The organism is Deltaproteobacteria bacterium HGW-Deltaproteobacteria-6, assembly GCA_002840435.1.
Lineage (GTDB): Bacteria > Desulfobacterota > Syntrophia > Syntrophales > Smithellaceae > UBA8904.
Genome location: PHAT01000001.1, coordinates 320,345 through 343,264 on the forward strand (window position 1 = coordinate 320,345; position 22,920 = coordinate 343,264).

A 22,920-nucleotide genomic window follows, 5' to 3' on the forward strand; every position below is an offset into this window, starting at 1 on the left:
GCGCGAATCGGGCCGATATCCAAAAATAGAAAAGGCCGAAGGCCCGCAAAATTGACCTTCAGCCTTTAACCTTAGGCCTTTGTTCATACTCTTTCCACCGTGATAATTTTATTCCGGGCATTGAGATCGGCAACCAATTCCCGAATATAGACCATTCTCATCGGTTCACCACGGATCAGATCGGCAACCTGGTTGGGATTGATGGCCGTTCCCACAATCAGATGAATATCATCAGCCGCCAGAAAATAGCGGGCCAGACGCGTCGCGGCGTCGTTGTCTTTGGGCAGATCATGAATTGTCTTAGCGCTCCGCATAATTTCGAGCGCCTGGCCGATGGTTAATATGCCTTCCGTTACCAGATTAACGCCTTTGAGCGTGGCGGTGGGCGGCGAGCCTTTTTTCTTCGGTTCTTCACCGGTGCGCTTCCAGGGTGGAATCCACTCCACATCCAGTTTCTCGTTAAGAACGCGTGCCGCCATCTGGGCCGTGCTGCCGCCGCAGATTATTTTATCTCCCGAAGCGGCCATCAGACGGGAAACTGCAAATTCGTCCATGTCTTTGTTGGTGGGTGGTCCGGTCAGCACGCAAACGGAAACAGCAGGACGCACTTTCATGCTGATAACGGTGGCATCGTCGCCCGGTTTGTCGCTGTATAGCTTCATACAGGTTTTAGACATCGCCTCGGTCAGTTTCACGGTATCCACGCCGGTCTGCACGAAACGCTGTACGGCGGTGGCTACGTTTTTCCATCCCCAGCCCATGCGGTAGATGCCGCCCAGGCCCGCGTGCGTGTAACCGTCGCTGATTAAAACCATATAGTCGTTGTCCAGCAGTTCGAAATGCGCTTCTTTGATGATTCTGTCCTTGACCTGACGTTCTTTGACCGGAATATCGAAGATGGCGTTATTGCGAATGAGAATCAACGGCGGGGAATCAAACAGGACGAGATGGGCGTCACGTCCATGATACACTATCAAAACGGCGAAAGTGGCGTAAGCCAGTTTACGGACGGAGCATTCGGGGAGCGTTTCGGCCAGTGTCTGCATGACATCATCAACGGTTCCGTCCGCTTCAAACATTCGTGCGGCGATTTCGGCGGTGAGCGACGACAGGATGCTGGCTTTGACACCGCTGCCCAGGCCATCAGATAAAACGGCCACAAAAGAATCGGCTCTGGTGCGGATCATAACCGAGTCGCCGCATAATTCCTCGTCGGCTTTATTCAGGCTGACCCAGTTGCATTCAACAAGTTGTCTCACTTCGATTCTTCCTCTTCCAGGATTTTTGCCAGATGCGTGACAATCATTTTACTCTCCGCCGTGGTTTCTCCTAAAAGATGGGCAATCTCGTGGGCCACCCGCATTTGTTTCTGGACGACTTGGCGGGTTTGTTCCAGCGTTTGCGCGCGGAGTTCGTGAAATTTATGTTTTTCCGTTTCATGTTCGGTAATGTCGCGCATGATGGCAACGAGCAGGGATTGTCCTTCCACCCTTACAATGTTTTGTTCCGCCACAATGCGGTCATTGAGGCGCCGGATTCTTGCAATGACGGGCTTTCCCGTGTCACGTACGGAGACAAAGTCGTCATAAAGCGGGATCAGACGTGAAATGTGCTTTCCTTTGACGTCCGTAAGCAAACAGCCGAAGAGGTTTTCGGCCGATGGAGACATGTCCTGAATGCCGAGATGATTATCGAGGATGATAATGGAATTCGGAGATGCGTCCATGACGACCTGGCGCAGAGATTCGGAACGGCTGCGCATGTAGGGAATACACATGGTGACTTCCGCCATTCCGCGCAATGTGGCAATGGCTTTTTCGCGGCAGCTCCCATAGCCGCAGGCACCGCAGTTGAGCTCGTCGTCCGGCGTGTATTTGTTGACGCGTCTCAGCACGGTTCTGATCTCTTCTTCACTGAATTCCGGAACAGGTTCTTTCCGGTCCATGTAAGCGCGGAACAGATCCGGCCAGCTTTCGCGGGCAATCATGGCATAGGCCGGGCGGTGGCGATGGTATTCAATAATCTTCTGGCGAGCCGCGTAGATGCCGCCATCCAGATCGGCCATGGCCGGGCCGTTAATGCAGCCGCCGGTGCACGCCATCAATTCCACGAGGGAGGCGTTTAACTGACCGGCGCGGATGTCGCCCAGAATATTCCGGCAGGTTTCCAGACCACTGGCGACCACCAGCGAATTATTCAGCATATCCGTACTTAGTTTTGCCGTTCCGACCAGACCCCCTTCTATGGGAAAAAGCCGCGCGTCAACCGGGGTTGAGGGTTTAAGACTGCTTGCGGCTTTGTCAAAAACGATTCCTGTTTCTTTGAACCAGTTGGCAAGACCGCGAAAGGTGATGGCCACCGAAACCGCTCCCGCTTCAGATGCATCGAGGATTTCCATCTTTTTGGCAATGCATGGACCAATAAAGACGATATAGGCGTCCGGTCCGTATTTTTGGACAAGCAGACGGCCGTGCGCGATCATCGGCGAGACGATGGGCGCCAGATGAGGAATCAGATCAGGATAATACTTTTCGATTAAATTGACGACAACCGGGCAGGCGGAGGCAATTACCGGCCATCGATCCGGCATCTGTTCCACGTAGTCGCGGTGGGCCAAGCCGACGATTTCAGCCCCGACGGCGGTTTCTTCGGCTGCGTAAAACCCCAGTTGCTTGAGTGCCGCTTCCATTTCTGAAAAATGATGGAACCCGAAATAGGCGGGGGCGGAGGGTGCAACCGAGGCGATGACTTTCCGTCCGTTCCGGAGTGCATGTCTCACATCGGGGGCGGCGCTATGAACATCTTTTGCTTTTTGCGGGCAGGTGCGAATGCAGGTTCCGCAAAGAATACAAAGTTCGGGCATCACCTGGGCCTGTCCATCGTGAACGCGAATGGCTTTGACATCGCAATGGCGCACGCAACGGTAACAATCACGGCAGCGGGCGGCGTTGGTTATGATGACGGGTTCATTCATAATGTTTCTTCTTTCTTCCGGTTAACGGGAAAAAAAGGGTGTCACACAGGTTTTTTTGGCAACAGGGTGCTTTTAACATACCCCATGATCTCTTTATAAAAAAAATCCTCGGCCTGCTGAGGGCGGATGCCGCTGAATTCGCGTTCGCCCACCCGCACGGAAACACCCTTGGAGCAGGCATCCATGCAGAAAGCGCCGACGATATCGACCAGCCCTTCCAGCTTTTCTTTTTCAATCAAGCGAAACAATTCCGAGGCCAGTTCGTCGGAGCCTCGCAAGCTGCATGAACTGCCGACACAAATGGTTATCAAAAGCATTTTATTTACCCGCTTCTTCCGTATGGATCATCGGTATCAGATGGGCATCGATAAAAGCGGAGGCCTGATCCAGATTATCCACGGATATGATTTTGTTACCGATTGCCACATTGGGTCCGCCTTCGCATTGTCCCGTGCAGAAACGCGCCTTAACGCGGAAACGCTCCGCCAGTCCGCGCTTTCTTAATTCGGCGGCCAGTCCTTCCAGCAGCCTCCAGGAGCCTTTGATGTAACAGTTGGTCCCGATGCAGACGCCGACATCCACCACAGGTCCGGATGCCACTTCTTCTTCCTTGATATCCTGCACGCGCATGGAGCGGCGCTTGTAAGTGGTGTGCAAAGCGTGGTGCGACGTTTCGCTGTCCGGCTGTCCCAGCCAGTTCGTGTAAATATCCTGAACGGAGGGATTATCCTGGCTGGTGCGAATGGGCGCTTCCTGATCCAGGCGATACAGGACGTCGAGGCGATGCTCCGCATCGCTTTTCAAAAGCGGCGCCGGATTACCGGAGCCGTTGATGCAGCCGCCGGGGCAGGCCATAATTTCAATCAAATCATACGGGGCGTCGCCGGCCCTCATCCGGTCGATCAAGGCCTGAGCGTTTTGCAGGCCGCTGACCACTGCCAGCCTCACTTTAGAGTCGCCCAGGGTAATGGTTGTTTCTTTGACGCCCTGGAGCCCGCGGACACCTTCATAGTTAAAGCTGTCCATGCGTTTGCCCATGACGCGCTCCGCGGCCAGACGAAGCGCTGCTTCGGCCACGCCGCCGCTGGCGCCGAAAATAATCCCCGCGCCGGATACTTTTCCGAAGAAAGCATCCACCGGCACTGGCGTAATTATACGCGGATCGATATTTTTCTCCCCCAGCATGGTCATCACATCCCAGGTTGTGAGAACTTTATCTACATCCTGGATGTGATCGGTTTTGAATTCGGGGCGCATGGATTCATATTTTTTGGCGTTGCAAGGCATGATGGAAACAAAGTAAAGCAGTTCCGGCCGGACCTTGAGTTGTTTGGCGAAATATTGCTTCATCACCGCGCCGAACATCTGTTGCGGCGATTTGCAGGAGGACAGATGCGGTAAAATATCCGGCGCCATTTTTTCGCAGTAATTAACCCAGGCCGGACAGCAGGAGGTAATTTGCGGCAGAACGCCGCCTTCGGCCAGACGGGATAGAAATTCCGTGCCTTCTTCCATGATGGTCAGATCGGCCGCCCAACAGGTGTCAAAGACAAAATTGAAGCCCAGCTGTTTCAAACAGGCGCTCAAGACCGGCATGACGTCGGCGCCCGCGATACCGTATTTTTCGCCGAAAGCGGCGCGGACGGCCGGGGCAATTTGAGCAACGACGGTGAAGTCCGGATTTTTCAACGCCCGGTAAACGTCGGGTAATGCCGGTTTCAGGGTCAATGCTCCGGTGGGGCAGACCATGGCGCAGTGGCCGCATGCTACGCAGACGGTCATATCCAGCGGCCGATGGTCGTTGGGGCCGATCGTTAAAATATCGTTGGTTTCATAAAAGCTCAGCGCGGAAACGCCTTCCATTTCCCGGCAGACTTTCAGGCACAGACCGCACAAAATACACTTGCCTGCATCCCGCGTGATAATGGGATGGTTTTCATCAACAGGCAGTGGGGTAGCCGGTTGCGTCGGATCGTATTCGACGCCATAGTCGCTGGCGTAGTTGCGAAGCTGGCAGTCATAGCGTTCCGTGCAGCCGCAGGCGATACAGCGGGAGGCTTCCGCCATGACAGTTTCCTGATCCCATGTCGTGGATGATTCTTCAAAATTTGTTTTTCTGATTTGCGGTTCCAGCACCGGTACTTCCAGACGGTGGGCCGGTTTGATATCCTTGAATGTATCCGGCGGCAAATCCTTCCATTTGCCTTTGGTGCACGTATAGGGATCATCCTTGACGGTGACGGATCCCGCACAGATGTATTCATCGATGGCTGCGGCGGCACGTTTGCCCGCGCCGATGGCGGCAATCGCAATGTCCGGGCCGGTGACACAGTCGCCGCCGGAGAAAACCCAGGGCAGGGCCGTCTGCATGGTTTGCGGATTTACCAAAACGTTGCCCCATTTATCAATTAATGTTTTGTCGCCGATACAGATGCCGTCAACCGCCTGACCGATGGCGGAAATAATCGTCGTTGCCGTGAGCGTGAATTCCGAACCTTCCTGCGGGACGGGCCGCCGCCTGCCGCTTTTGTCCGGCTCTCCCAACGTCATTCTCACGCAGGTCATTTGCAGGGTGTCGCCCGCTGCTGAAATGGAAACCGGTGCGGTGAGAAACTGTATGTTGACGCCTTCTTCAATGGCTTCTTCAATTTCAATATCCTGGGCGGGCATTTCCTGGCGGGGGCGGCGATAAGCGACAATTACTTCTTTGACGCCCAGTCGCACGGCGCTGCGCGCCGCGTCCATGGCCGTGTTGCCACCGCCGATGACAATGACACGATAGCCAAGCTCCGGTTTTTCACCTCTAGCCAGTTTGGCGAGAAAATCGAGTCCGGACATGACGCCCTGTGCATCCTCGCCTTTCGCGCCCATAGCGGTTGCTTTTTGCGCGCCCAGCCCTAAGAAGACGGCTTCAAAGCCGTCCCGTTTGAGCGATTCCAGCGTAAAATCGCGGCCCAGTTTTTTATTATAAAAGATGCTGACGCCCAGATCGAGGATGCCTTGAATTTCCGCATCCAGGTCCTTTTCAGGCAGGCGGTAGTAAGGAATTCCCCAGCGCAGCATGCCTCCTGCCGCTTCCTGCATTTCAAAAATGGTAACCGAATGACCCAATCTTCGCAAAAACCAGGCGGCGGAAAGTCCTGCCGGTCCTGCCCCGATAATGGCGATCTTGTGTCCTGTGTCCGGTAGGCAGAGGGGCTTGTAGGGCTCCAACTGGAAGGTGTCCCAGTCGGCGACATAGCGCTTGATGCCGTTGATGTTGACTGCGCCGTCCAGAGCGTTGCGCCGGCAATCCGCTTCACAGGGGTGAGGGCAGACACGGCCGCAAACGGCGGGCAGGGGATTACTTTCTTTGATGACGGCGAGCGCTTCGAGAAAATTACCGCAGTTGACATGGTAAATATACTTCTGAATATCGATATGCGCCGGACAGCGTGAAACGCAGGGCGCGACGCAGTCACCGTAATGGTGGCGCAACAAAGCCTGGAGGTAAATACGGCGATAGCTTTGAAGGGCTTCGGACTGAGTGCGGATTACCATACCGTCGAAAACAGGTGTAGACGTGGCGGAAACAAATCTGGTTTTGACGCCGTCATTAATTTCCACAAATGCGGCTTCAACATTACTCGGGGGAGTGACGCGCGGATCATATCCCAGAGAGGGGATGTCTATCCCATATGAGCGGGCCACATCTATAATGGTCAAACCAGTGACTGTCGTGCAGTCTTTTCCATCAATATTTACTGTAATCATAAAATGCGTCCTTCCTCGCTATATTGTTATATCCGAATTATTATCGGATTTAGTCACCTGAATATTATTCAAAATAAACATCCTGAGGCACCGTAAGTCATTGATTAGAAATTCCTATTTTTATGACCGTCAGTACTGTGAATCAGTATAGGGAAAGGTTGATCGCATGTCAATACAATTTATTGGAAGATTATATCGTCGGCAAAAATTTTAACGCGGGTGAGCGATGAGAAGTTATCATCGGCGGGGCAAAAAGGACATCGTGAAAAATGCTATGAAAAAAACCGTGAAAAATGTTATGAAAAACCCGGCCGTATCATGATCAATAAACAAATTGCGGCGAATAGCAACAATCTTATAATTAAAGCCTCAAGTATATTGAAAATAAGCCGATGCGGTAAGTTGAAATACGGAAATGCATCATTAAAGGAAATCATTTTTTAAGTTGTTAAAATTTGAGGTATTCCCATGAAGACAGCAGACTTAAAAGACAACACTATCAACACAAGAGAAGGCAAATACTTAACTTTTACTTTGGCCGACGAAGAATACGGCATAGGTATTCTAAAAGTTAAGGAAATCATAGGTGTGATTACCATTACCGGAATTCCGCAGACACCGCCGCATGTCAAGGGGGTGATCAATCTGCGTGGCAAGATCATTCCCGTCATTGATCTGCGGCTGAAATTTGGTCTGCCGGCTATGGAATACACCGAACGAACTTGTATTATTGTCATAGAGATATCTAAAGATGATACTCACATTCTGATTGGTATTCTTGTGGATTCCGTTTCGGAGGTCATAAACATTAAAGGCGCGGATATCGAAGATACGCCTAATTTCGGAAGCAATTTAAATACGGATTATATCCTGGGAATGGCAAAATCCATTGGAAAAATTAAAATTCTGCTGGATATTGACCGGGTCATGAATGCGGATGATGTGGCGATACTGGAGAAAACAACCACTATATAAACAGGAAGACATACCCATATTAAAAGGTGAGGAGCTAAATTATGTCACAAATGAAATTGAGAATGAGAGTGATCAGCATATTCGCAATCATAGCCGTTATTATGGCTTTGATCGGAGTCATGGTTATTTATCAGCTTTATAACATTGATAGTTCCAACATAGAGGGCGTAAATGCCAGTATGCGGATAACTGGCATATTTACGGTAATTGGCGTTATCGTGACGATTATTCTCGGGTTGTATGTAAGCCGGAAAGTAACCGGAGCTCTGGAAAAAGGTGTTAAAGGATTATCAGAAGTGATCAGCAAGGTTTCTTCCGGGTCTGTGCAGGTGTTTTCCTCCGCCCAGCAACTGGCTGACGGGGCGAGTTCTCAGGCTTCATCACTCGAACAAACGTCTTCCTCACTGGAAGAATTATCGTCCATGACGAAACAGAATGCGGATAATGCTTCCCAGGCCAGAGCCATGATGCAGGAAGCCGGTCACATTGTTGAAAAAGTTAACCGGCACATGGATGATATGGCCAAAGCTATTGCCGAAATAACCAAATCGTCGGAAGAAACGGGAAAGATCATCAAGACGATCGATGAGATTGCTTTCCAGACCAATCTATTGGCCTTGAATGCGGCGGTGGAAGCGGCGCGCGCCGGTGAAGCCGGAGCGGGTTTTGCCGTTGTCGCGGATGAAGTGCGCAATCTGGCGATGCGCTCAGCCGAGGCGGCAAAAAACACCAGCGAACTTATCGAAAACACGATGAAAGCCGTTAAGAACGGGAATGAATTAACCAGTTCCACACAGGAAGCTTTCAAAGACAACATGGCGTCTTCCACAAAAATCAGCCAACTGGTTGATGAAATCGCCACAGCTTCCCAGGAGCAGGCGCATGGCATTGCCCAGATCAACCGCGCCGTGGCTGAAATGGATAAGATTGTTCAACAGGCGGCCTATAATGCTGAAGCTTCAGCAACGGCGGCGGAAACAATGAATACCGAAGTTAATCATCTGGAAAGGCGGATGGAGGATTTAGCGGGTATGGTTGGCGCTGAAATTAACATCAGCAAAACAAAAATATCTCATATCGAAAAGCATGCCGCTCCGGCCGGAAAGGCCTCGGGCAAGATGACGGTTAAACCGGCTGCTGGACACAAAATGCTTGCCGCACCTCCTGTTCACAAAATGAAGAAGGGCGCTGCGCCGGCGAAGCAGGCATCGGTAAGACCGGAACAAGTCATTCCTTTCGACAAAGACGACTTCAAGGATTTTTAGACCGGCACAATTTTCAAATGTATAGCCGGCAGAGGGTATCTAAACTCTGCCGGTTTTTTTATTTTTCATAGCCCCGTGTAATATAAAAAATGGCCAGGTCGAAAAAGATCGTCATGCGCCTTTGCAGTTCAAACGTCATGTAAAGATCGAGGTTTTTCTGAAGAGTGCCCTGAGACAGAGCGACATCCCAGATATGTTTACGGATCAAACTCAATGCGCTCAATACGCCGCTGATTTTCGCCCCCGCTTTATTTCTCTCCGAACCCAGTTTGGTATAGAAAATTTTGATGCGTTCGATATCATACGCATGACCCAGCCAGAGAGTGATTTGTGAGATAATTCTGTCACAGATGTTGTAAAGTGTGCGGGTTTCCGTATGGCGATATTCGGCGGTGGAAGGATTGGCCGTCATGTCTGCTATCCATTGCTCGATCATTTTCTCCTTATTCTTCGAAATATCGTTGATCAGACGCCGCGTCAACGCATTAGCGCCTTTGCGTTTTGTGGTCATTGCATCATCGGGATGCGAAATGGAATCCAGGATGGCCCAATAGTCTTTCTTGCTTTTGATATAAGCCGAAAGGGCGCGATTATTGGGACGAAAAGCAAGCGGCGGAATTTCATCAATCGGACAGAAACGCGCCTGGGCGCTGTCATCGCCTGCACGGACCCTTCCGCCGGTTTTTTCCGCAACAAAAGTCAGAAAGAGCAGATCGCCGTAAAAACGGCTTTTATAGGAGTCAACATCCAGCAGACGGGTGATTTTTCCTTTGATGCCCGTCTCTTCATGGAGTTCGCGCAAAGCCGCATCCTGGATGCTTTCTCCCGCTTCCGCGAAACCGGTCGGGAGGCACCAGAGGCCTTTATGAGGCGCCCGGTCGCGTTTGACCAGAAGAATCTGCCGGTCCTCATCCACGATGGTGGAAACCACCGGCAACGGATTGTCGTAGAAAAAACTGTGGCAGTGCGAACAGCAGTCTCTCAGAACATGATCTTCCTTTTTTCGGGTGATTTGCCCGCCGCAATAGAGGCAGAACCGGCGCTGCTTTTTCATGGGTTTTCCTTTGAAAACTGAGGTTGTGAACAAATAAAAATGGCGTCGTCTTTGCACATGGTGATGACTTTACTTACGGCGCCGATGTCCTGCAGCTTGTGTAAAAGTTTATGAATGATATTCTTTTTACTGGCCACCGTACCGATCAGAAAAAACGGGCTTTTAAACTGATAATAATCAATAAAGAAATAGATGTCCCACGGCTGGAAAATAAGAGAATTTTTAAAATCCAGTTTCCGGATCTGACTAAAAAATGGATGCAGCAGTGCTTTGCCGTTTTCGGCTGAAAATTGCCGGATGATAGTCTCAATCGGCAGGAGTTGCTTGTTCACGAGCAGTTGATGTTCTTTTAGGGTATTTCTGGTGATGTGAATCAGTTCCTGCATGTTGCATTCATCGTGTGTAATGGTGATGAAAGTTCCGTCTTTTTTCAGAACACGGGATATTTCCGGTATCATCTCGACAAAGAAATACAAGGCAAAGCTGCAAATAATCAGATCGAATGAAGCGGGCGGGCATTTCTTGATCGCCTGGACGCCTGTTGATGAAAATGTCCCGGAGTAGCCGGCACGCTTGCAGGCTTCAAGGAAAAAAGGTTCGTATTCGGCAATGATATCCATCCCGGTGATGGTCGCCTCCCGGTGCAGTCGTCCTTTTAGCGCTTCCGTAAATGCTCCGAAGGCGCAGCCCAGTTCCAGAACATTGCGGCAGGAGGAAAGGTCAACCTGGTTCAGGGCCGTGAGACGAATATCCTCTTTGTTGGATGAGAATTGGCGAATCAGCGTTTCAATATGCTGATGTTTTTGCACATTGCGGAAAACCTGACGGATCTTTTTCTTATCCAGAAAATCTGCCATGTTTTTTTCCTCAACTTGCTGACAAGATGTTTCAGTTCATGTTTCGGCCCTTTTTCCGGGCCAAGGGGGGCCTCAAGCCAATCTTCTGACGCCTTCCGCCAGTTCAATGAGCCCTTTTTGATCCAGAATGCAAATCGTGCGCGTATCCGCTTTAATCAACTTCTCATCCGTCATACGCTTCAGGATGCGGGAAAGTGTTTCGGGGATGGTGCCCAGCAATCCGGCCATTTGATTCTTGGAGATGTCCAACTTGACGGTGGTGGAATCGTCGTTATGTTCATGAAGGTAGAGCAGATAGGCAGCCAGTCTTCCCGGAACTTCTTTGAGAGATAAATTTTCGACCAGCATCGTAAGCTTGCGCAGGCGCTGGGATAGAAGCGCCAGCATGGAAAGTGCAAGAGAAGGTTGCAGGCTGATCAGTTCCAAAAACTTCTGTCTCGGAAAGAACAGGACAATGGTTTCGGCAAGCGCCTGGGCGGAAGCCGGATAATGTTGCCCGGCAAAGACAGCCGCTTCCGCGAATGGTTCGGGCGCCTCCAGAATATGAAAAATTTGTTCTTTGCCGTCAGGCGAAAGTTTGAAAACTTTTACTTTACCGGAAAGGATAATATAAAAGCCGATGCCCTCGTCGCCTTCCGCAAAAAAGTTTTGCCCTCGTGAATAATATTTTCGCACGGCGATGGCCCCCAGTGCGGTGCATTGTTTTGGTGACAGGCCTTCAAACAGCGGAATGCCGGCGATAATCGATGTAATGTCCATAGATATTTTTCCTTCAATGAAAAAATATCACTGATGCTTGACTTAAGTCAAGGTGCAACTGCCGATCTTTGATTATATTGCCATCAAAATGAAGCTACAAAAAAATTGAAAATAATAAGGAGACAGTCAATGGAAAATTTAGCGATGTTTTGTTACCAGTGCGAGCAGACGGCAAAGGGCGAAGGATGCGTGAAGGGTGGTGTTTGCGGCAAGGACGCGGAGGTTGCCGCGCTTCAGGATATTCTGGTCTATGCGCTTCAGGGTTTGTCCATCGCGGCGGTGGATGCCCGCAAAGCGGGAATCAATGATCCGGATGTCAATGTCTTCACAGCCAAAGCGCTTTTTTCAACCCTGACCAATGTGGATTTTGACCCCGCGCGTTTTGTTACGTTGATCGGCAAATGCGCCGGGCTGCGCGACAACCTTATAATAAAAGCTAAAAAGGCCGGGGCGACTATCGATGAAAAGACCACCGCGGTAACCTTCCAACCCCAATCCACAGTTGCCGGGCTTATTGCCAAGGCCCCCACAGCGTCGCTTAAAGCGGATGCCTTGGAAAACAAAGATATTCAATCACTCAAGCACATTTTATTGTTTGGCATCAAGGGAGTAGCGGCCTATGCCGATCATGCGCAGATTCTGGGGCAGGAAGATGAAAAGATTTATGCTTTTATTCAGGAAGCGCTCGCGGCCATCGCCCGGGAGAACCTGGATTTAAACGGCTGGGTCGGCCTGGTCCTCAAATGCGGTGAAATCAATCTGCGCACCATGGAACTGCTCGACGCGGGCAATACCGGAGCCTTTGGTCATCCCGTTCCCACGTCCGTGCCACTTGGCGCTAAAAAAGGCAAGGCTATTCTGATTTCCGGCCACGATTTGAAAGATTTATCCGAACTGCTGAAGCAAACCGCCGGCAAAGGGATCAATATTTATACGCATGGCGAAATGCTGCCGGCGCACGGTTATCCGGAGCTGAAGAAGTATCCCCACTTCTACGGTCATTACGGAACAGCCTGGCAGAATCAGGCGAAAGAGTTTGCCGAATTTCCCGGCGCCATTCTGATGACCACCAATTGTATTCAGAGACCACGCGATGCTTATAAAGACAATCTTTTCACCTGCGGTCTGGTCGGATGGCCCGGCGTTGCCCATATTGCTGACAGAAACTTCGAACCGGTTATCAAAAAAGCGCTCGAACTGCCGGGCTTTGCGGCAGATCAGGAAGGTAAGTCAGTCATGGTGGGTTTTGCCCGCAATGCCGTTCTGGGTGTGGCCGATAAAGTCATTGAGGCGGTCAAAGGCAAGGCTATCCGCCACTTCTTTCTGGTCGCCGGATGCGATGGTGCCAAACCCGGTAGAAATTACTATACGGAGTTTGTTGAAAAAGCGCCTAAAGACACAGTGGTCATGACACTGGCTTGCGGTAAGTTCCGTTTCTTTGATCAGGAGCTGGGCGATATCGGTGGCATCCCGCGTCTGCTGGACGTCGGACAATGCAACGACGCGTATTCGGCCATTCAAATTGCCGTGGCGTTATCCAAGGCATTTAATTGCGGCGTCAATGATCTTCCATTGTCCATGATTCTGTCCTGGTATGAGCAAAAAGCGGTAGCTATTCTGCTGACACTCTTGTATCTCGGTATCAAGGACATTCGCCTGGGACCGTCTTTGCCGGCTTTCATTACGCCTAACGTGTTAAATGTGCTGGTGGAGAATTTCGCAATCAAACCGATCACCACGCCGGACGAGGATTTGAAAACAATATTAGGTTAAAAATTACGGCTGTCATAACCTTTCAGGTCACCCGTTCCGGGCAAGCGAAGCGCGACACGGAATCCAGTAATTGTGTGCGAAAGTATGATTTCAAAAACAGGCTGCTCACGAAAAGCGTGAGCAGCCTGTTTGCATCTAAGGGTTTCCGTCAGTAAACTTCGTCATGCCTGCTCATCAATACCGATGTTGCTCTTCAGTATCTAAGCGTCTCGTCAGACAGCTCAACCGCCACCTGGACGCGGTGTCGGGCAAGTTCTAAGATAGGGAGGGTCACCTTCGAGCATTCCACTCACCGATGGAATCGCCTGGACAAACCTTGGAAACGGAACGAGAATCACCGGAGGGCGGCAGCTTGCCGGTCTTATTCTTCCGAAACACGAAAACCACTTTATTTATGCGCATTGAACAAATTAGCTGACATTCATAATTATTATATTTTCTTGCAGTGGAATTTTCCGCATGCCCTATTTCAATAGGCTCTATTTTAGCACGATGGCATCGGTGAGCAGTTTTTCCGCAATGGTTAAGGTATTTTTCAGATATTTATTAGGCAGCGTCTGTTTCATGGCTTTCATATCCATCACTTGAGTGATGCCAAGAAACATCGCCCATATAATGTCCGACAATGCGTAACCATTGATCTTTTTAAACAGACCCTGTGCTATCGCTTCGTCAATGATTCGTCGGCCAATTTCAAAATCGTATTTGCCTCTATTGCTTAAGATCGAACGCGACTCCGGATTAAGTTGGTCGATCAAATCCCGGTGCTGGAAAAAGGTATTTGCCACCCGGAGGGAGTCTGGTGCTTTTTCATAACTGCGTACAAATATTTTAAAGAGGTTTTTCACCAGATCTCTTCCGGTTAGATATTTTCTATTGGACAGCTTATGCTCGATAGTTTCAAACTGTCTGCCGAATTCTTCCAAAAACGGCAGCATCAGATGAGAGTACAGCTCATCTTTTGTAGCAAAGTGTTGATATACAGTTGGTTTGCTGATCTGCGCTTCAAGCGCAATGTCATCCATGGTTGTTTTTTGATATCCTTTGGAGAAAAAAAGTTTTTTTGCTGCTTCTAAAATAGTTTGAATCCGCTGGTCCTTTTCCCGATTTTTCCTCTCCAAGATTGCCTGCTTATGTTTGTGTTTGTTCATCGATTGCCTCAAAATATATGAAATTTGGGTACCCTGTGTGAGCTCGTGGTTGATACTGATTATGAGAATATAATATATATCAACAGTAAATATTGTCAAGCCTAAATCCCGCTTTGCGCTTGGTTTTCACCGTGCACGTTAGAATTTTCAAAAATAATTGTTGACTAAAAGTTAACTTACGGTTAAATATCTACTCACAGTATAAATATTAACTGCAAGTTAATATTAAAAATATAATGCGAAAGGTGAAATGGCTATGGATATCATAGAAACAAGAATCGATAAGAATTCCGATGAATTCAAAAAGAATTACGAAGCCATGGCCTCTCTCGTGGTGGATCTCAAAGCAGAATTAAAAAAGGCGCGGGAGGATAGGTCGCAGAAAGTGATTGATCGTTTAGCAAGCCAGGGCAAGATGCCTGTACGTAAAAAGTTGGATCTGCTTCTCGATAAAAATACCCCGTTTATTGAGATTGCGCCTCTGGCCGCAAGGGGCATGTATGACGGAAAAGTCCACTCTGCCGGGCTTGTGACTGGTATTGGCGTTATAGAAGGCCACGAAGTTCTTGTCGTAGCCAGCGACGCTACCATCAAGGGCGGATCGGTTTTTCCTATGGGCGTTAAAAAAAACCTGCGCTGTCAAACCATCTGCATGGAAAACCATTTGCCTATGGTTAACCTCCTCGATTCTGCCGGTGCTTATCTGCCCCTGCAATCAGAAATTTTCCCCGATATCGATGACGGTGGAAGGATTTTCTATAATCAAGCGGTTATTTCCAAAAAGGGCATCCCGCAAATTACGGCAGTTATGGGCCTGTGTACAGCCGGTGGGGCTTATGTTCCGGCCATGTCAGACGAAGTCATTCACGTCAAAGGAGAAGGCGCTATTTTCCTGGGGGGTCCGCCACTCGTTTTAGCGGCAACGGGCGAAGAAGTGACAGCCGATCAGCTTGGTGGAGCAGAAGTTCACTGCATCGAGTCGGGTGTATCTGATTACTTTGCCGAAGATGACACTCATGCCATTATGATTGTCCGAAAAATTGTCAAGGCCCTTCCTGGAAACGAGAAAGCCCGGTTGACAATGCGTGAACCCAAACCACCTATCTATGATTCACGGGAACTTTACGGGGTGGTAAGCCGGGATTTGAAGGTTCCCTATGACTGCCGGGAAGTCATCGCGCGCATCGTGGATGGAAGCGAGTTTCTGGAATTCAAAGAACTCTATGGGCCGACTCTGGTGTGCGGATTCGCCTATGTCCATGGCTACCCTGTGGGTATTCTGGGAAACAACGGCATTCTTTTCTCGAACAGCGCCCTCAAGGCAACCCAATTTATACAGTTGTGCGACCGGAGAAGGATTCCTCTTGTCTTCCTGCAGAACATCAATGGTTATATCATCGGCAAAGAGTATGAACGCCTCGGGATTACCAAAGATGGACAGAAGATGGTTAATGCCGTCTCCACCTGCACTGTCCCCAAGTTCACCGTTATTGTAGGTGCCTCTTTCGGTGCAGGTAACTATGGTATGTGCGGTCGGGCGTATTCGCCACGGTTCCTCTGGATGTGGCCTAATGCCCAGATCGGCGTCATGGGCGGCGAACAGGCGGCGGGAGTCCTGATTACTCTGAAGAATGACCAGAACACGAAGGCCGGCTTTCCGCCTTTGACGAAAGCAGAAGAAGACCTCATCCGGGGGCCGATCGTGGAAGCTGCCAGAAAAGAGGGTGATGCCTACTATAGCACTGCAAATTTATGGGATGACGGTATCCTTGATCCGGCGGATACGCGCAATGTTTTAGGATTGGCGATTTCTGCTTCGCTTAACGCGCCTATTAAAGATGATGTACAAGGATACGGAATTTTCAGGATGTGACTATTAAAAACAGGCCAATAGATTAAAGGCTGAAATATGTGACATTCTTCAGCCGATATTTCTGAAAGGAAAGCTAAGATGTTTGAAAAAATACTGATTGCTAATCGGGGAGAAATTTCCGTTCGCATCATGTCCACATGCCGGGAAATGGGCATTAAAACCGTTGCCGTCCATTCTGAAGCTGATAAAGAGGCCCTCCATGTGTTGGAGGCGAACCAAACTGTTTGTTTAGGTCCGGCAGAACCATCCGAAAGCTATTTACAAATGGACCGAATCATCTCCGCTGCCAAACAAACGGGGGCGCAGGCCATCCATCCCGGTTATGGATTCCTCTCAGAGAATCCCGTCTTTGCACAACGATGCGCACAAGAAGGAATAATCTTTATCGGTCCACCCGCCGGAGTTATCCGGAATCTTGGAAATAAAACTGTGGCACGGCAAATCATGATTAAAAGTGATGTCCCAGTTATTCCCGGCATGATGGCCGCGGAACAGAATCATGATATTCTCATAAAGGAAGCTGATCGGATCGGCTATCCGGTTATCATCAAGGCGGCAGCTGGCGGAGGCGGCAAAGGGATGCGAATCGTTTGGTCTCCGGAAGATTTCCGGGAGGCTGCCGTCTCTGCAGCAAGCGAAGCAAGAAGTGCCTTTGGTAATGGTGACATCTACCTGGAAAAGTATTTTGAAAAGTCCCGACACGTTGAATTCCAGATTCTCGCTGACACCCACGGGAATATAATTCACCTGCTGGAACGCGAATGCTCCATTCAACGGCGGCATCAGAAAATCATTGAAGAAACGCCATCGCCCGCACTGACACCGACACTTCGTGAGGCCATGGGCAAATCCGCTGTGGCTGCTGCCAAGGCTGCAGGATACATAAACGCTGGTACGGTGGAATTTTTGCTTGATGAGACAGGAAAATTCTATTTTCTAGAGGTGAACACCCGTCTCCAGGTGGAACACCCCATCACGGAAATGATCACGGGTATCGATCTGGTGCGGCAGCAGATTGAAATCGCCGCCGGTTCTCCTTTGACGCTCTCCCAGGGAGATATCGTCGGCCGCGGCCATGCCATCGAGTGCCGTATCTATGCTGAGGATCCTTTGAATTCTTTTATGCCTTCGCCGGGCAAAATTCACTTTGTCAAGGAACCCCGCGGGGGCGGCATCCGGAACGACTGCGGCATCTATTCGGGTTACACGGTTCCGATGGAATATGATCCCATCCTCTCGAAATTGATTACCCATGCAGAAAAACGTGATGATTGTATCGAGCGCATGATCAAAGCCCTTAAGAGCTACATCATTTTGGGTGTTCTGACCCCCATTCCTTTACTGGTCGATATTCTTTCTTCGGAGTCCTTCCGCCGCGGAGAAACCTTCACTGATTTTATGGCTGTTCATTTTAACGGCTGGAAACCTGCCCCCGGAAACATCGGCCTTGCCGGTCTCGCCTATATGGCTGATCAGATCTCAAAACATAGCATCAAGAAAAGTCTTATTCCCGCGGAAGGTCTATCGCCTTCACCGTGGTTGACATTGGCGAATTTCCGGCCCTGACGAGCAGCTGAATACTACATATTAAGGAGGCAGCCATGGATTACAATCTGAAAATCGGGGAGATTCATCTTCCCGTTACCGCCGATCTCCGGGACGACGGTATTTTGTCGGCATCCATAGGCAACGAAACCTATTTAGCCCGCTGTCAAAGAATATCGGATAACCAGATACACCTGCAACTCGGTAGCGGGAGCCTGAATGTCTATGTGGCCGATATGACGGATGGCAAACTTATCAATATCGAAGGGATGTCTTATCTGGTCCAGGACGCCGATACGCTTGCCCAAAACTATACCCGGAAGCGGGGGAACAAAGAAGGTCCCTTGGTCGTTACTCCACCCATGCCTTCGGTAGTTGTCCGTATTCTGGTCACTGCCGGCGATCAAGTTGAAAAAGGTCAGGGTGTCATGATTGTTACGGCGATGAAGATGGAGGCCACGCTCTGTGCGCCCTATAAAGGAACCGTGCTCAAGATTAACGTCTCAGAAGGGAATAAAGTCATGCCCGGTCAGATTCTCATCGATATTGAAAAGGAAGAAACGGATACCCCCACGGATGGAGACCGTGCGCTCGCTTGAAGAAAGGAGAGAGAAGCAAATGACGGAAGATCATGTGCTTTATCATCTGGAAAACCATGTGGCCCGTATCACGATCAACCGCGAAAGCCAAAGAAATGCAATCACCATGGAAGCCATTGCCCTTTTCCTTACCTATCTTGACCAGGCCGAGGCCGATGAATCCGTGCGGGCCATATTGATTACCGGTGCGGGGGAAAAGGCTTTTTGTACTGGCGCCCAATTAGGGGACGGCCTGTCGGCTGAAGGCCAAAAGGCATTCTGGGACTATGCCCGATTGCTCAAGCGCATTGCTGCGTTTCCCAAACCAACCGTTGCCCGGGTGAAGGGTTTCTGTTTAGCCGGCGGTATGGGTTTTATGCTGGCATGCGACATTGTTGTGGCCAGTGAGAATTCCCGATTCGGCACCCCGGAGGTTAATGTAGGTCTTTGGCCCATGATGATCGGAGCTCTGATCTTCCGTAATGTCGCCCGGAAAAAGGCGATGGAAATGATTCTGCTGGGTGAACGTCTCAGTGCCAGAGAAGCACTTGAAATGGGCTTGGTCACTCGAATAGCCCCCGACGACCGGTTGGAAGAGACGGTTGGAAATATTCTGAAAAATCTGGCTGCCAAAAGTCCCATCGGTATCAGAATCGGTAAAGAGGCCTTTTATGAAGCCTCTTCCATGCCTTTTGAGGCAGCCCTGGATTTCCTTTCACAGAAACTTCCGGCGGTTGCCTCAACGGAAGACGCACGGGAAGGAATCATGGCCTTTATTGAAAAACGTCCCCCAACGTTTACGGGGAAATAGAGGAGAAGACGCATGAGAGAAAGAAATAAAAAAAATATGGAACCAGTTATTATCGCAAATTGCAGTGGTTTTTTCGGAGATCGTTTCAGTGCAGCTAAAGAAATGATTCAAGGCGGGCCTATTGATTTCCTGACGGGTGATTATCTTGCGGAGTTGACCATGGCGATCCTTTTCCGGGCGAAAAGCAAGGACCCGAATGGCGGATACGTATCGACCTTTCTCAAACAGATGGAACAGATCATGGGAGAGTGCCTTGACCGGAAGATACGCGTGGTTTCCAACGCCGGCGGCTTGAATCCCAAAGGCCTGGCCGCCGAACTCGCGCGTATCGCCGGCGCGCTGGGTATCCACCCCCGGATTGCCTATATCGAGGGGGACGACCTCATGCCCCGTTTGAGTGATCTGCAAACAAAAGGAGAAGCTTTCCTGCATCTGGACAAGGGAATCGCCCTGAAGGATTCCTCTGCCATAACCATTTCCGCGAATGCCTACCTGGGATGCCAGGGCATTGTGAAGGCTCTTGATGAAGGAGCCGACATCGTCATCGGTGGCCGCATCGCTGACGCGTCCCTTGTCGTTGGTCCTGCGTCCTGGTGGTTTGGCTGGTCGTGCCATGACTGGGACAGACTGGCGGGGGCCACGACGGCGGGGCATATTATCGAATGCGGCGCTCAGGCCACGGGCGGCAATTACTCCTTTATTGATGAGGTTTCCAGTTTCAAAAATGTCGGCTTTCCCATTGCGGAGATCTCTGCGGATGGCTCCTTTGTCATTACCAAGCACCCGAATACAGGTGGGCTTGTCTCAGTGGATACGGTGAAGGCGCAATTGCTTTATGAAATTAATTCCCCCCGCTATTTAACGCCGGACGTTGTCGCACGGTTTGATACGATCCGGATAGCGCCTGACGGGCTCAACCGGGTGCGAGTGGACAATGTCCGGGGGGAACCGCCAACGGATACCGCCAAGGTTTGCATCAACACCCTGGGTGGATTTCGCAACGCCATGACCATTATCCTCACCGGGCTGGATATCGAGAAAAAAGCTCGCATTCTGGAAGATAGTCTGTTCGATGCCCTGGGGGGTAAGGATCAGTTTCAGCAGTCGTCTGTTCAGCTTATCCGGTCGGATAAGGAAGATCCCGCCTCAAACGAAGAGGCCTTTGCTTATCTGCGTATCACCGTGATCGATCCCGATGCCAAGAAGGTGGCGCGTGTTTCATCCACGATTGTAGAACTGGCCCTTGCCAATATTCCCGGCTTTGCCGGAACGGCGCCGCCGTCCAAAGGATCTCCGGCGATCATGTACTGGCCGGCCCTTGTATCGGATAGATACATTCAACAAAAAGTGATCATTGGTGAAAGAGAATTCACTCTGCCTGCCCATCCGCCTGTGCAGGAATTTATCGCACCGGAACCTCTGCCTGCTGTTGTGCCTCGCGTTCCTGACGGTAAAACCGTCCGGTTGCCTCTGGGCCGGCTTTTTGCCGCGCGTTCCGGTGACAAGGGGGGAAATGCCAATCTGGGAGTTTGGGCGAAAACGCCCGAAGCTTTTGCATTCCTCAGGACGTATTTAACGACAGAACGGTTGCAGGATCTCCTCAAAGAAACTCAAAATTATAAAATCGAGCGTTATGAACTGCCGAATCTTCTGGCTGTGAATTTTTATATCCGGGGAATCCTGGGCGATGGCGTTGCCTCATCCCTTAGACTGGATGGGCAGGCCAAGACCCTGGGTGAATATCTGCGGGCAAAAATCGTGGACATACCGGAAGCGATCATACAGGGGAAATAGACGAAATTATTTTTTAAGTCGTCTATCTTCCTGAATCTTCCGAACGACAACCGAACAACACAAAAGAGGAATGCTATGGAAAAAAGAATTTGGCATCAAGCTTATGTTAAAGGTGTACCCTCGGCGATTCAATTTGAAAAAGAAACCTTATATTCGGCCCTGCAGAGATCGGCTGCGCGCAAGCCGGACCATACGGCTTTAATCCTCATGGGCAGAGAAGTTTCGTACGGCGAACTTCTGGAAACGGTTGATCGTTTCGCCTCTGCCTTGAGCGGTCTGGGGGTTAAGAAAGGCGACAAGGTCGGCTTGATTCTGCCGAACATTCCCCAAATGGTGATTGCCACCTATGCCCTTTTCCGCCTGGGGGCCGTGGCGGTGATGAACAACCCGCTCTATACGGCAAGTGAAATGGAACATAACCTTAAAGACTCCGATGTCCGCACGGCCATTTGTCTGGATATTTTTGTGCCCGGAATCTTGTCCCTACGCGGAAAAACGGCCATCGAAAAAGTGATCGTCTGCCATGTTCGAGACTACCTGCCGGCTTCCGACGGTGATGCATTTGTTCAGGAGCTGTCCGCATTGCACGTCGATATCGAACCTCAGACCGGCGTTTATGAATTCAGGGCACTCCTTTCCGGCTGCCCTGCACCGTCATCTTTACCGACCGTAACCTTCGATGATCCGGCGGCTTTCATTTATACGGGCGGCACGACGGGCGTTTCCAAGGCCGTTGTGATCAGCCACGGCAATTCCAGTGCGGCCGTCCAGCAATTCAAAGCCTGGTTATTCGATACCAAAGACGGCGAAGAAAGGCTTTTAGCCGTTCTTCCTTTTTTTCACGTGGCCGGCTACACCGACATCATGAATAACGGCATCTACCGGGGATGGACGATTATTCTGGTTCCGCGTCCGACGCCGGATATCATTATTGAGCTGACGGAAAGATACCGGCCGACGCTGTTCGGCGGCGTGCCGACCATGTATATCGGTCTTCTCAATCACCCGAAATTTTCCTCGACCAAGTGGAATTTCATCAAGGGGTGCCTGTCCGGCGCCGCGCCGCTGGCCCTGGAAACCATTACGGCCTGGGAGAAATCAACGAGAGCGACCATTGTTGAATTGTACGGGCTTTCGGAAACCACGGCCCTGGCGACGTTCAATCCCTGGCGGGGAAAGACGAAGATAGGCAGCGTTGGTGTGCCGATACCGGAGACGGACTGCCGCATTGTCGATGTTGAATCAGGAACCAAAGATCTGCCACAGGGCCAGGCGGGTGAAATCCTGATCAAGGGTCCCCAGGTCACCCGGGCCTATTATAAAAATCCCGAGGCAACAGCGGAGACAATCAGGGACGGATGGCTCTATACCGGAGACATCGGATATCTCGACGAAGAAGGTTATCTCTTTATCGTGGACCGGAAAAAAGACGTCATCATTGCCGCCGGATATAATATTTATCCCCGCGAAGTGGAAGAAGTCCTCTATCAGCATCCTGCGGTACAACTGGCCTGCGTGATCGGCATTCCGGACTCCTACCGCGGCGAGACTGTGAAAGCCTTCGTCGTCTTGAAAGAAGGAGAACCCGCGACGGAAAAAGAGATCATCGATTTCTGCAAGAAAAAGCTCGCTGTTTACAAGGTGCCCAAGATGGTGGAATTTCGTTCCAGTCTGCCCCAGTCGAATGTCGGCAAGGTGCTGCGCCGGGTTCTCAAGGAAGAAGAACAGGCCAAGCTGAAAAAGTAAGAAAGACCAACT

18 protein-coding genes are annotated in these 22,920 nt (G+C 50.4%); 10 read left to right on the forward strand and 8 right to left on the reverse strand.

Translation table 11 applies throughout. From position 1 onward, the window contains the following. Positions 1–83: 83 nt before the first annotated feature. The 4 genes from CVU71_01455 to CVU71_01470 are packed head-to-tail and all read right to left on the reverse strand — an operon-like array spanning position 84 to position 6,727. Positions 84–1,259, reverse strand: coding sequence for a stage II sporulation protein E (locus tag CVU71_01455; protein PKN20485.1), 1,176 nt, complete (start codon positions 1,257–1,259; stop codon positions 84–86). Then, a complete protein-coding gene (locus CVU71_01460) occupies positions 1,256–2,974 on the reverse strand; it encodes a ferredoxin (protein PKN20486.1) in 1,719 nt (572 codons plus the stop codon). Before CVU71_01460 ends, CVU71_01455 begins: the two co-directional genes overlap by 4 nt. 41 nt (positions 2,975–3,015) lie before the next feature. Continuing rightward, positions 3,016–3,291, reverse strand: a complete 276-nt coding sequence (locus CVU71_01465; GenBank protein PKN20487.1) for a hypothetical protein — start codon at positions 3,289–3,291, stop codon at positions 3,016–3,018. 1 nt (position 3,292) lies between these two features. Then, the gene (locus CVU71_01470; GenBank protein ID PKN20488.1) at positions 3,293–6,727 is read right to left on the reverse strand and encodes a hydrogenase; all 3,435 of its coding nucleotides are present in this window, start codon (positions 6,725–6,727) and stop codon (positions 3,293–3,295) included. 219 nt (positions 6,728–6,946) lie between these two features. On the opposite strand from CVU71_01470, the gene CVU71_01475 reads away from it, so the two are divergent. Genes CVU71_01475 through CVU71_01485 form a run of 3 tightly spaced genes read left to right on the forward strand, consistent with a single transcriptional unit; the run spans position 6,947 to position 8,967 of the window. Then, positions 6,947–7,171, forward strand: coding sequence for a hypothetical protein (locus tag CVU71_01475; protein ID PKN20489.1), 225 nt, complete (start codon positions 6,947–6,949; stop codon positions 7,169–7,171). A gap of 24 nt (positions 7,172–7,195) precedes the next feature. Beyond that, positions 7,196–7,702, forward strand: a complete 507-nt coding sequence (locus tag CVU71_01480) for a chemotaxis protein CheW (protein PKN20490.1) — start codon at positions 7,196–7,198, stop codon at positions 7,700–7,702. A 41-nt stretch (positions 7,703–7,743) separates the two neighbouring features. Next, a complete protein-coding gene (locus tag CVU71_01485) occupies positions 7,744–8,967 on the forward strand; it encodes a hypothetical protein (GenBank protein ID PKN20491.1) in 1,224 nt (407 codons plus the stop codon). Between the two features lie 58 nt (positions 8,968–9,025). On the opposite strand, the gene CVU71_01490 is transcribed toward CVU71_01485, so the two are convergent. The 3 genes from CVU71_01490 to CVU71_01500 all read right to left on the reverse strand — a co-directional run bounded on the left by CVU71_01490 (position 9,026) and on the right by CVU71_01500 (position 11,637). Next, the gene (locus tag CVU71_01490; GenBank protein PKN20492.1) at positions 9,026–10,021 is read right to left on the reverse strand and encodes a hypothetical protein; all 996 of its coding nucleotides are present in this window, start codon (positions 10,019–10,021) and stop codon (positions 9,026–9,028) included. After that, positions 10,018–10,878, reverse strand: a complete 861-nt coding sequence (locus CVU71_01495) for a hypothetical protein (GenBank protein ID PKN20493.1) — start codon at positions 10,876–10,878, stop codon at positions 10,018–10,020. The genes CVU71_01490 and CVU71_01495 overlap by 4 nt, the downstream gene beginning before the upstream one ends. Positions 10,879–10,950: 72 nt before the next feature. Then, positions 10,951–11,637 (reverse strand): transcriptional regulator, encoded by a 687-nt coding sequence (locus CVU71_01500; protein ID PKN20494.1) that lies wholly within the window; start codon positions 11,635–11,637, stop codon positions 10,951–10,953. 144 nt (positions 11,638–11,781) lie between these two features. Between CVU71_01500 and CVU71_01505 the strand changes: the two genes are divergently transcribed. Next, positions 11,782–13,410, forward strand: coding sequence for a hydroxylamine reductase (locus CVU71_01505; GenBank protein ID PKN21032.1), 1,629 nt, complete (start codon positions 11,782–11,784; stop codon positions 13,408–13,410). A gap of 479 nt (positions 13,411–13,889) precedes the next feature. Here CVU71_01505 and CVU71_01510 read toward each other — a convergent pair whose 3' ends face one another. After that, positions 13,890–14,561, reverse strand: coding sequence for a hypothetical protein (locus CVU71_01510; protein PKN20495.1), 672 nt, complete (start codon positions 14,559–14,561; stop codon positions 13,890–13,892). Positions 14,562–14,817: 256 nt separating this feature from the next. Here CVU71_01510 and CVU71_01515 point away from each other — a divergent pair, with 256 nt between their 5' ends. The 6 genes from CVU71_01515 (at position 14,818) to CVU71_01540 (ending at position 22,908) form a co-directional block, all read left to right on the forward strand. Then, positions 14,818–16,434, forward strand: a complete 1,617-nt coding sequence (locus tag CVU71_01515; GenBank protein ID PKN20496.1) for a methylcrotonoyl-CoA carboxylase — start codon at positions 14,818–14,820, stop codon at positions 16,432–16,434. Between the two features lie 78 nt (positions 16,435–16,512). Further along, positions 16,513–18,000, forward strand: coding sequence for a pyruvate carboxylase subunit A (locus CVU71_01520; protein PKN20497.1), 1,488 nt, complete (start codon positions 16,513–16,515; stop codon positions 17,998–18,000). Positions 18,001–18,035: 35 nt separating this feature from the next. Further along, complete coding sequence (locus CVU71_01525; protein ID PKN20498.1) at positions 18,036–18,578, forward strand: hypothetical protein; 543 nt, start codon at positions 18,036–18,038, stop codon at positions 18,576–18,578. Between the two features lie 19 nt (positions 18,579–18,597). Then, the gene (locus CVU71_01530) at positions 18,598–19,368 is read left to right on the forward strand and encodes an enoyl-CoA hydratase (protein ID PKN20499.1); all 771 of its coding nucleotides are present in this window, start codon (positions 18,598–18,600) and stop codon (positions 19,366–19,368) included. 12 nt (positions 19,369–19,380) lie between these two features. Next, positions 19,381–21,162: an exopolyphosphatase gene (locus CVU71_01535; GenBank protein ID PKN20500.1), complete on the forward strand. Its 1,782-nt coding sequence runs from the start codon at positions 19,381–19,383 to the stop codon at positions 21,160–21,162. 75 nt (positions 21,163–21,237) lie between these two features. Further along, entirely contained in the window at positions 21,238–22,908 is a 1,671-nt protein-coding gene (locus tag CVU71_01540; GenBank protein ID PKN20501.1) for a long-chain fatty acid--CoA ligase, read from the forward strand. Positions 22,909–22,920 lie beyond the last annotated feature (12 nt).

Excerpts from the sequence above, each read along its gene's own strand:
- CVU71_01460 (PKN20486.1), bottom strand. The coding sequence starts at position 2,974 with ATGAATGAACCCGTCATCATAACCAACGCCGCCCGCTGCCGTGATTGT.
- CVU71_01465 (PKN20487.1), bottom strand. The coding sequence starts at position 3,291 with ATGCTTTTGATAACCATTTGTGTCGGCAGTTCATGCAGCTTGCGAGGC.
- CVU71_01470 (PKN20488.1), bottom strand. The coding sequence starts at position 6,727 with ATGATTACAGTAAATATTGATGGAAAAGACTGCACGACAGTCACTGGT.
- CVU71_01480 (PKN20490.1), top strand. The coding sequence starts at position 7,196 with ATGAAGACAGCAGACTTAAAAGACAACACTATCAACACAAGAGAAGGC.
- CVU71_01485 (PKN20491.1), top strand. The coding sequence starts at position 7,744 with ATGTCACAAATGAAATTGAGAATGAGAGTGATCAGCATATTCGCAATC.
- CVU71_01490 (PKN20492.1), bottom strand. The coding sequence starts at position 10,021 with ATGAAAAAGCAGCGCCGGTTCTGCCTCTATTGCGGCGGGCAAATCACC.
- CVU71_01495 (PKN20493.1), bottom strand. The coding sequence starts at position 10,878 with ATGGCAGATTTTCTGGATAAGAAAAAGATCCGTCAGGTTTTCCGCAAT.
- CVU71_01500 (PKN20494.1), bottom strand. The coding sequence starts at position 11,637 with ATGGACATTACATCGATTATCGCCGGCATTCCGCTGTTTGAAGGCCTG.
- CVU71_01505 (PKN21032.1), top strand. The coding sequence starts at position 11,782 with ATGTTTTGTTACCAGTGCGAGCAGACGGCAAAGGGCGAAGGATGCGTG.
- CVU71_01510 (PKN20495.1), bottom strand. The coding sequence starts at position 14,561 with ATGAACAAACACAAACATAAGCAGGCAATCTTGGAGAGGAAAAATCGG.
- CVU71_01515 (PKN20496.1), top strand. The coding sequence starts at position 14,818 with ATGGATATCATAGAAACAAGAATCGATAAGAATTCCGATGAATTCAAA.
- CVU71_01520 (PKN20497.1), top strand. The coding sequence starts at position 16,513 with ATGTTTGAAAAAATACTGATTGCTAATCGGGGAGAAATTTCCGTTCGC.
- CVU71_01525 (PKN20498.1), top strand. The coding sequence starts at position 18,036 with ATGGATTACAATCTGAAAATCGGGGAGATTCATCTTCCCGTTACCGCC.
- CVU71_01530 (PKN20499.1), top strand. The coding sequence starts at position 18,598 with ATGACGGAAGATCATGTGCTTTATCATCTGGAAAACCATGTGGCCCGT.
- CVU71_01535 (PKN20500.1), top strand. The coding sequence starts at position 19,381 with ATGAGAGAAAGAAATAAAAAAAATATGGAACCAGTTATTATCGCAAAT.
- CVU71_01540 (PKN20501.1), top strand. The coding sequence starts at position 21,238 with ATGGAAAAAAGAATTTGGCATCAAGCTTATGTTAAAGGTGTACCCTCG.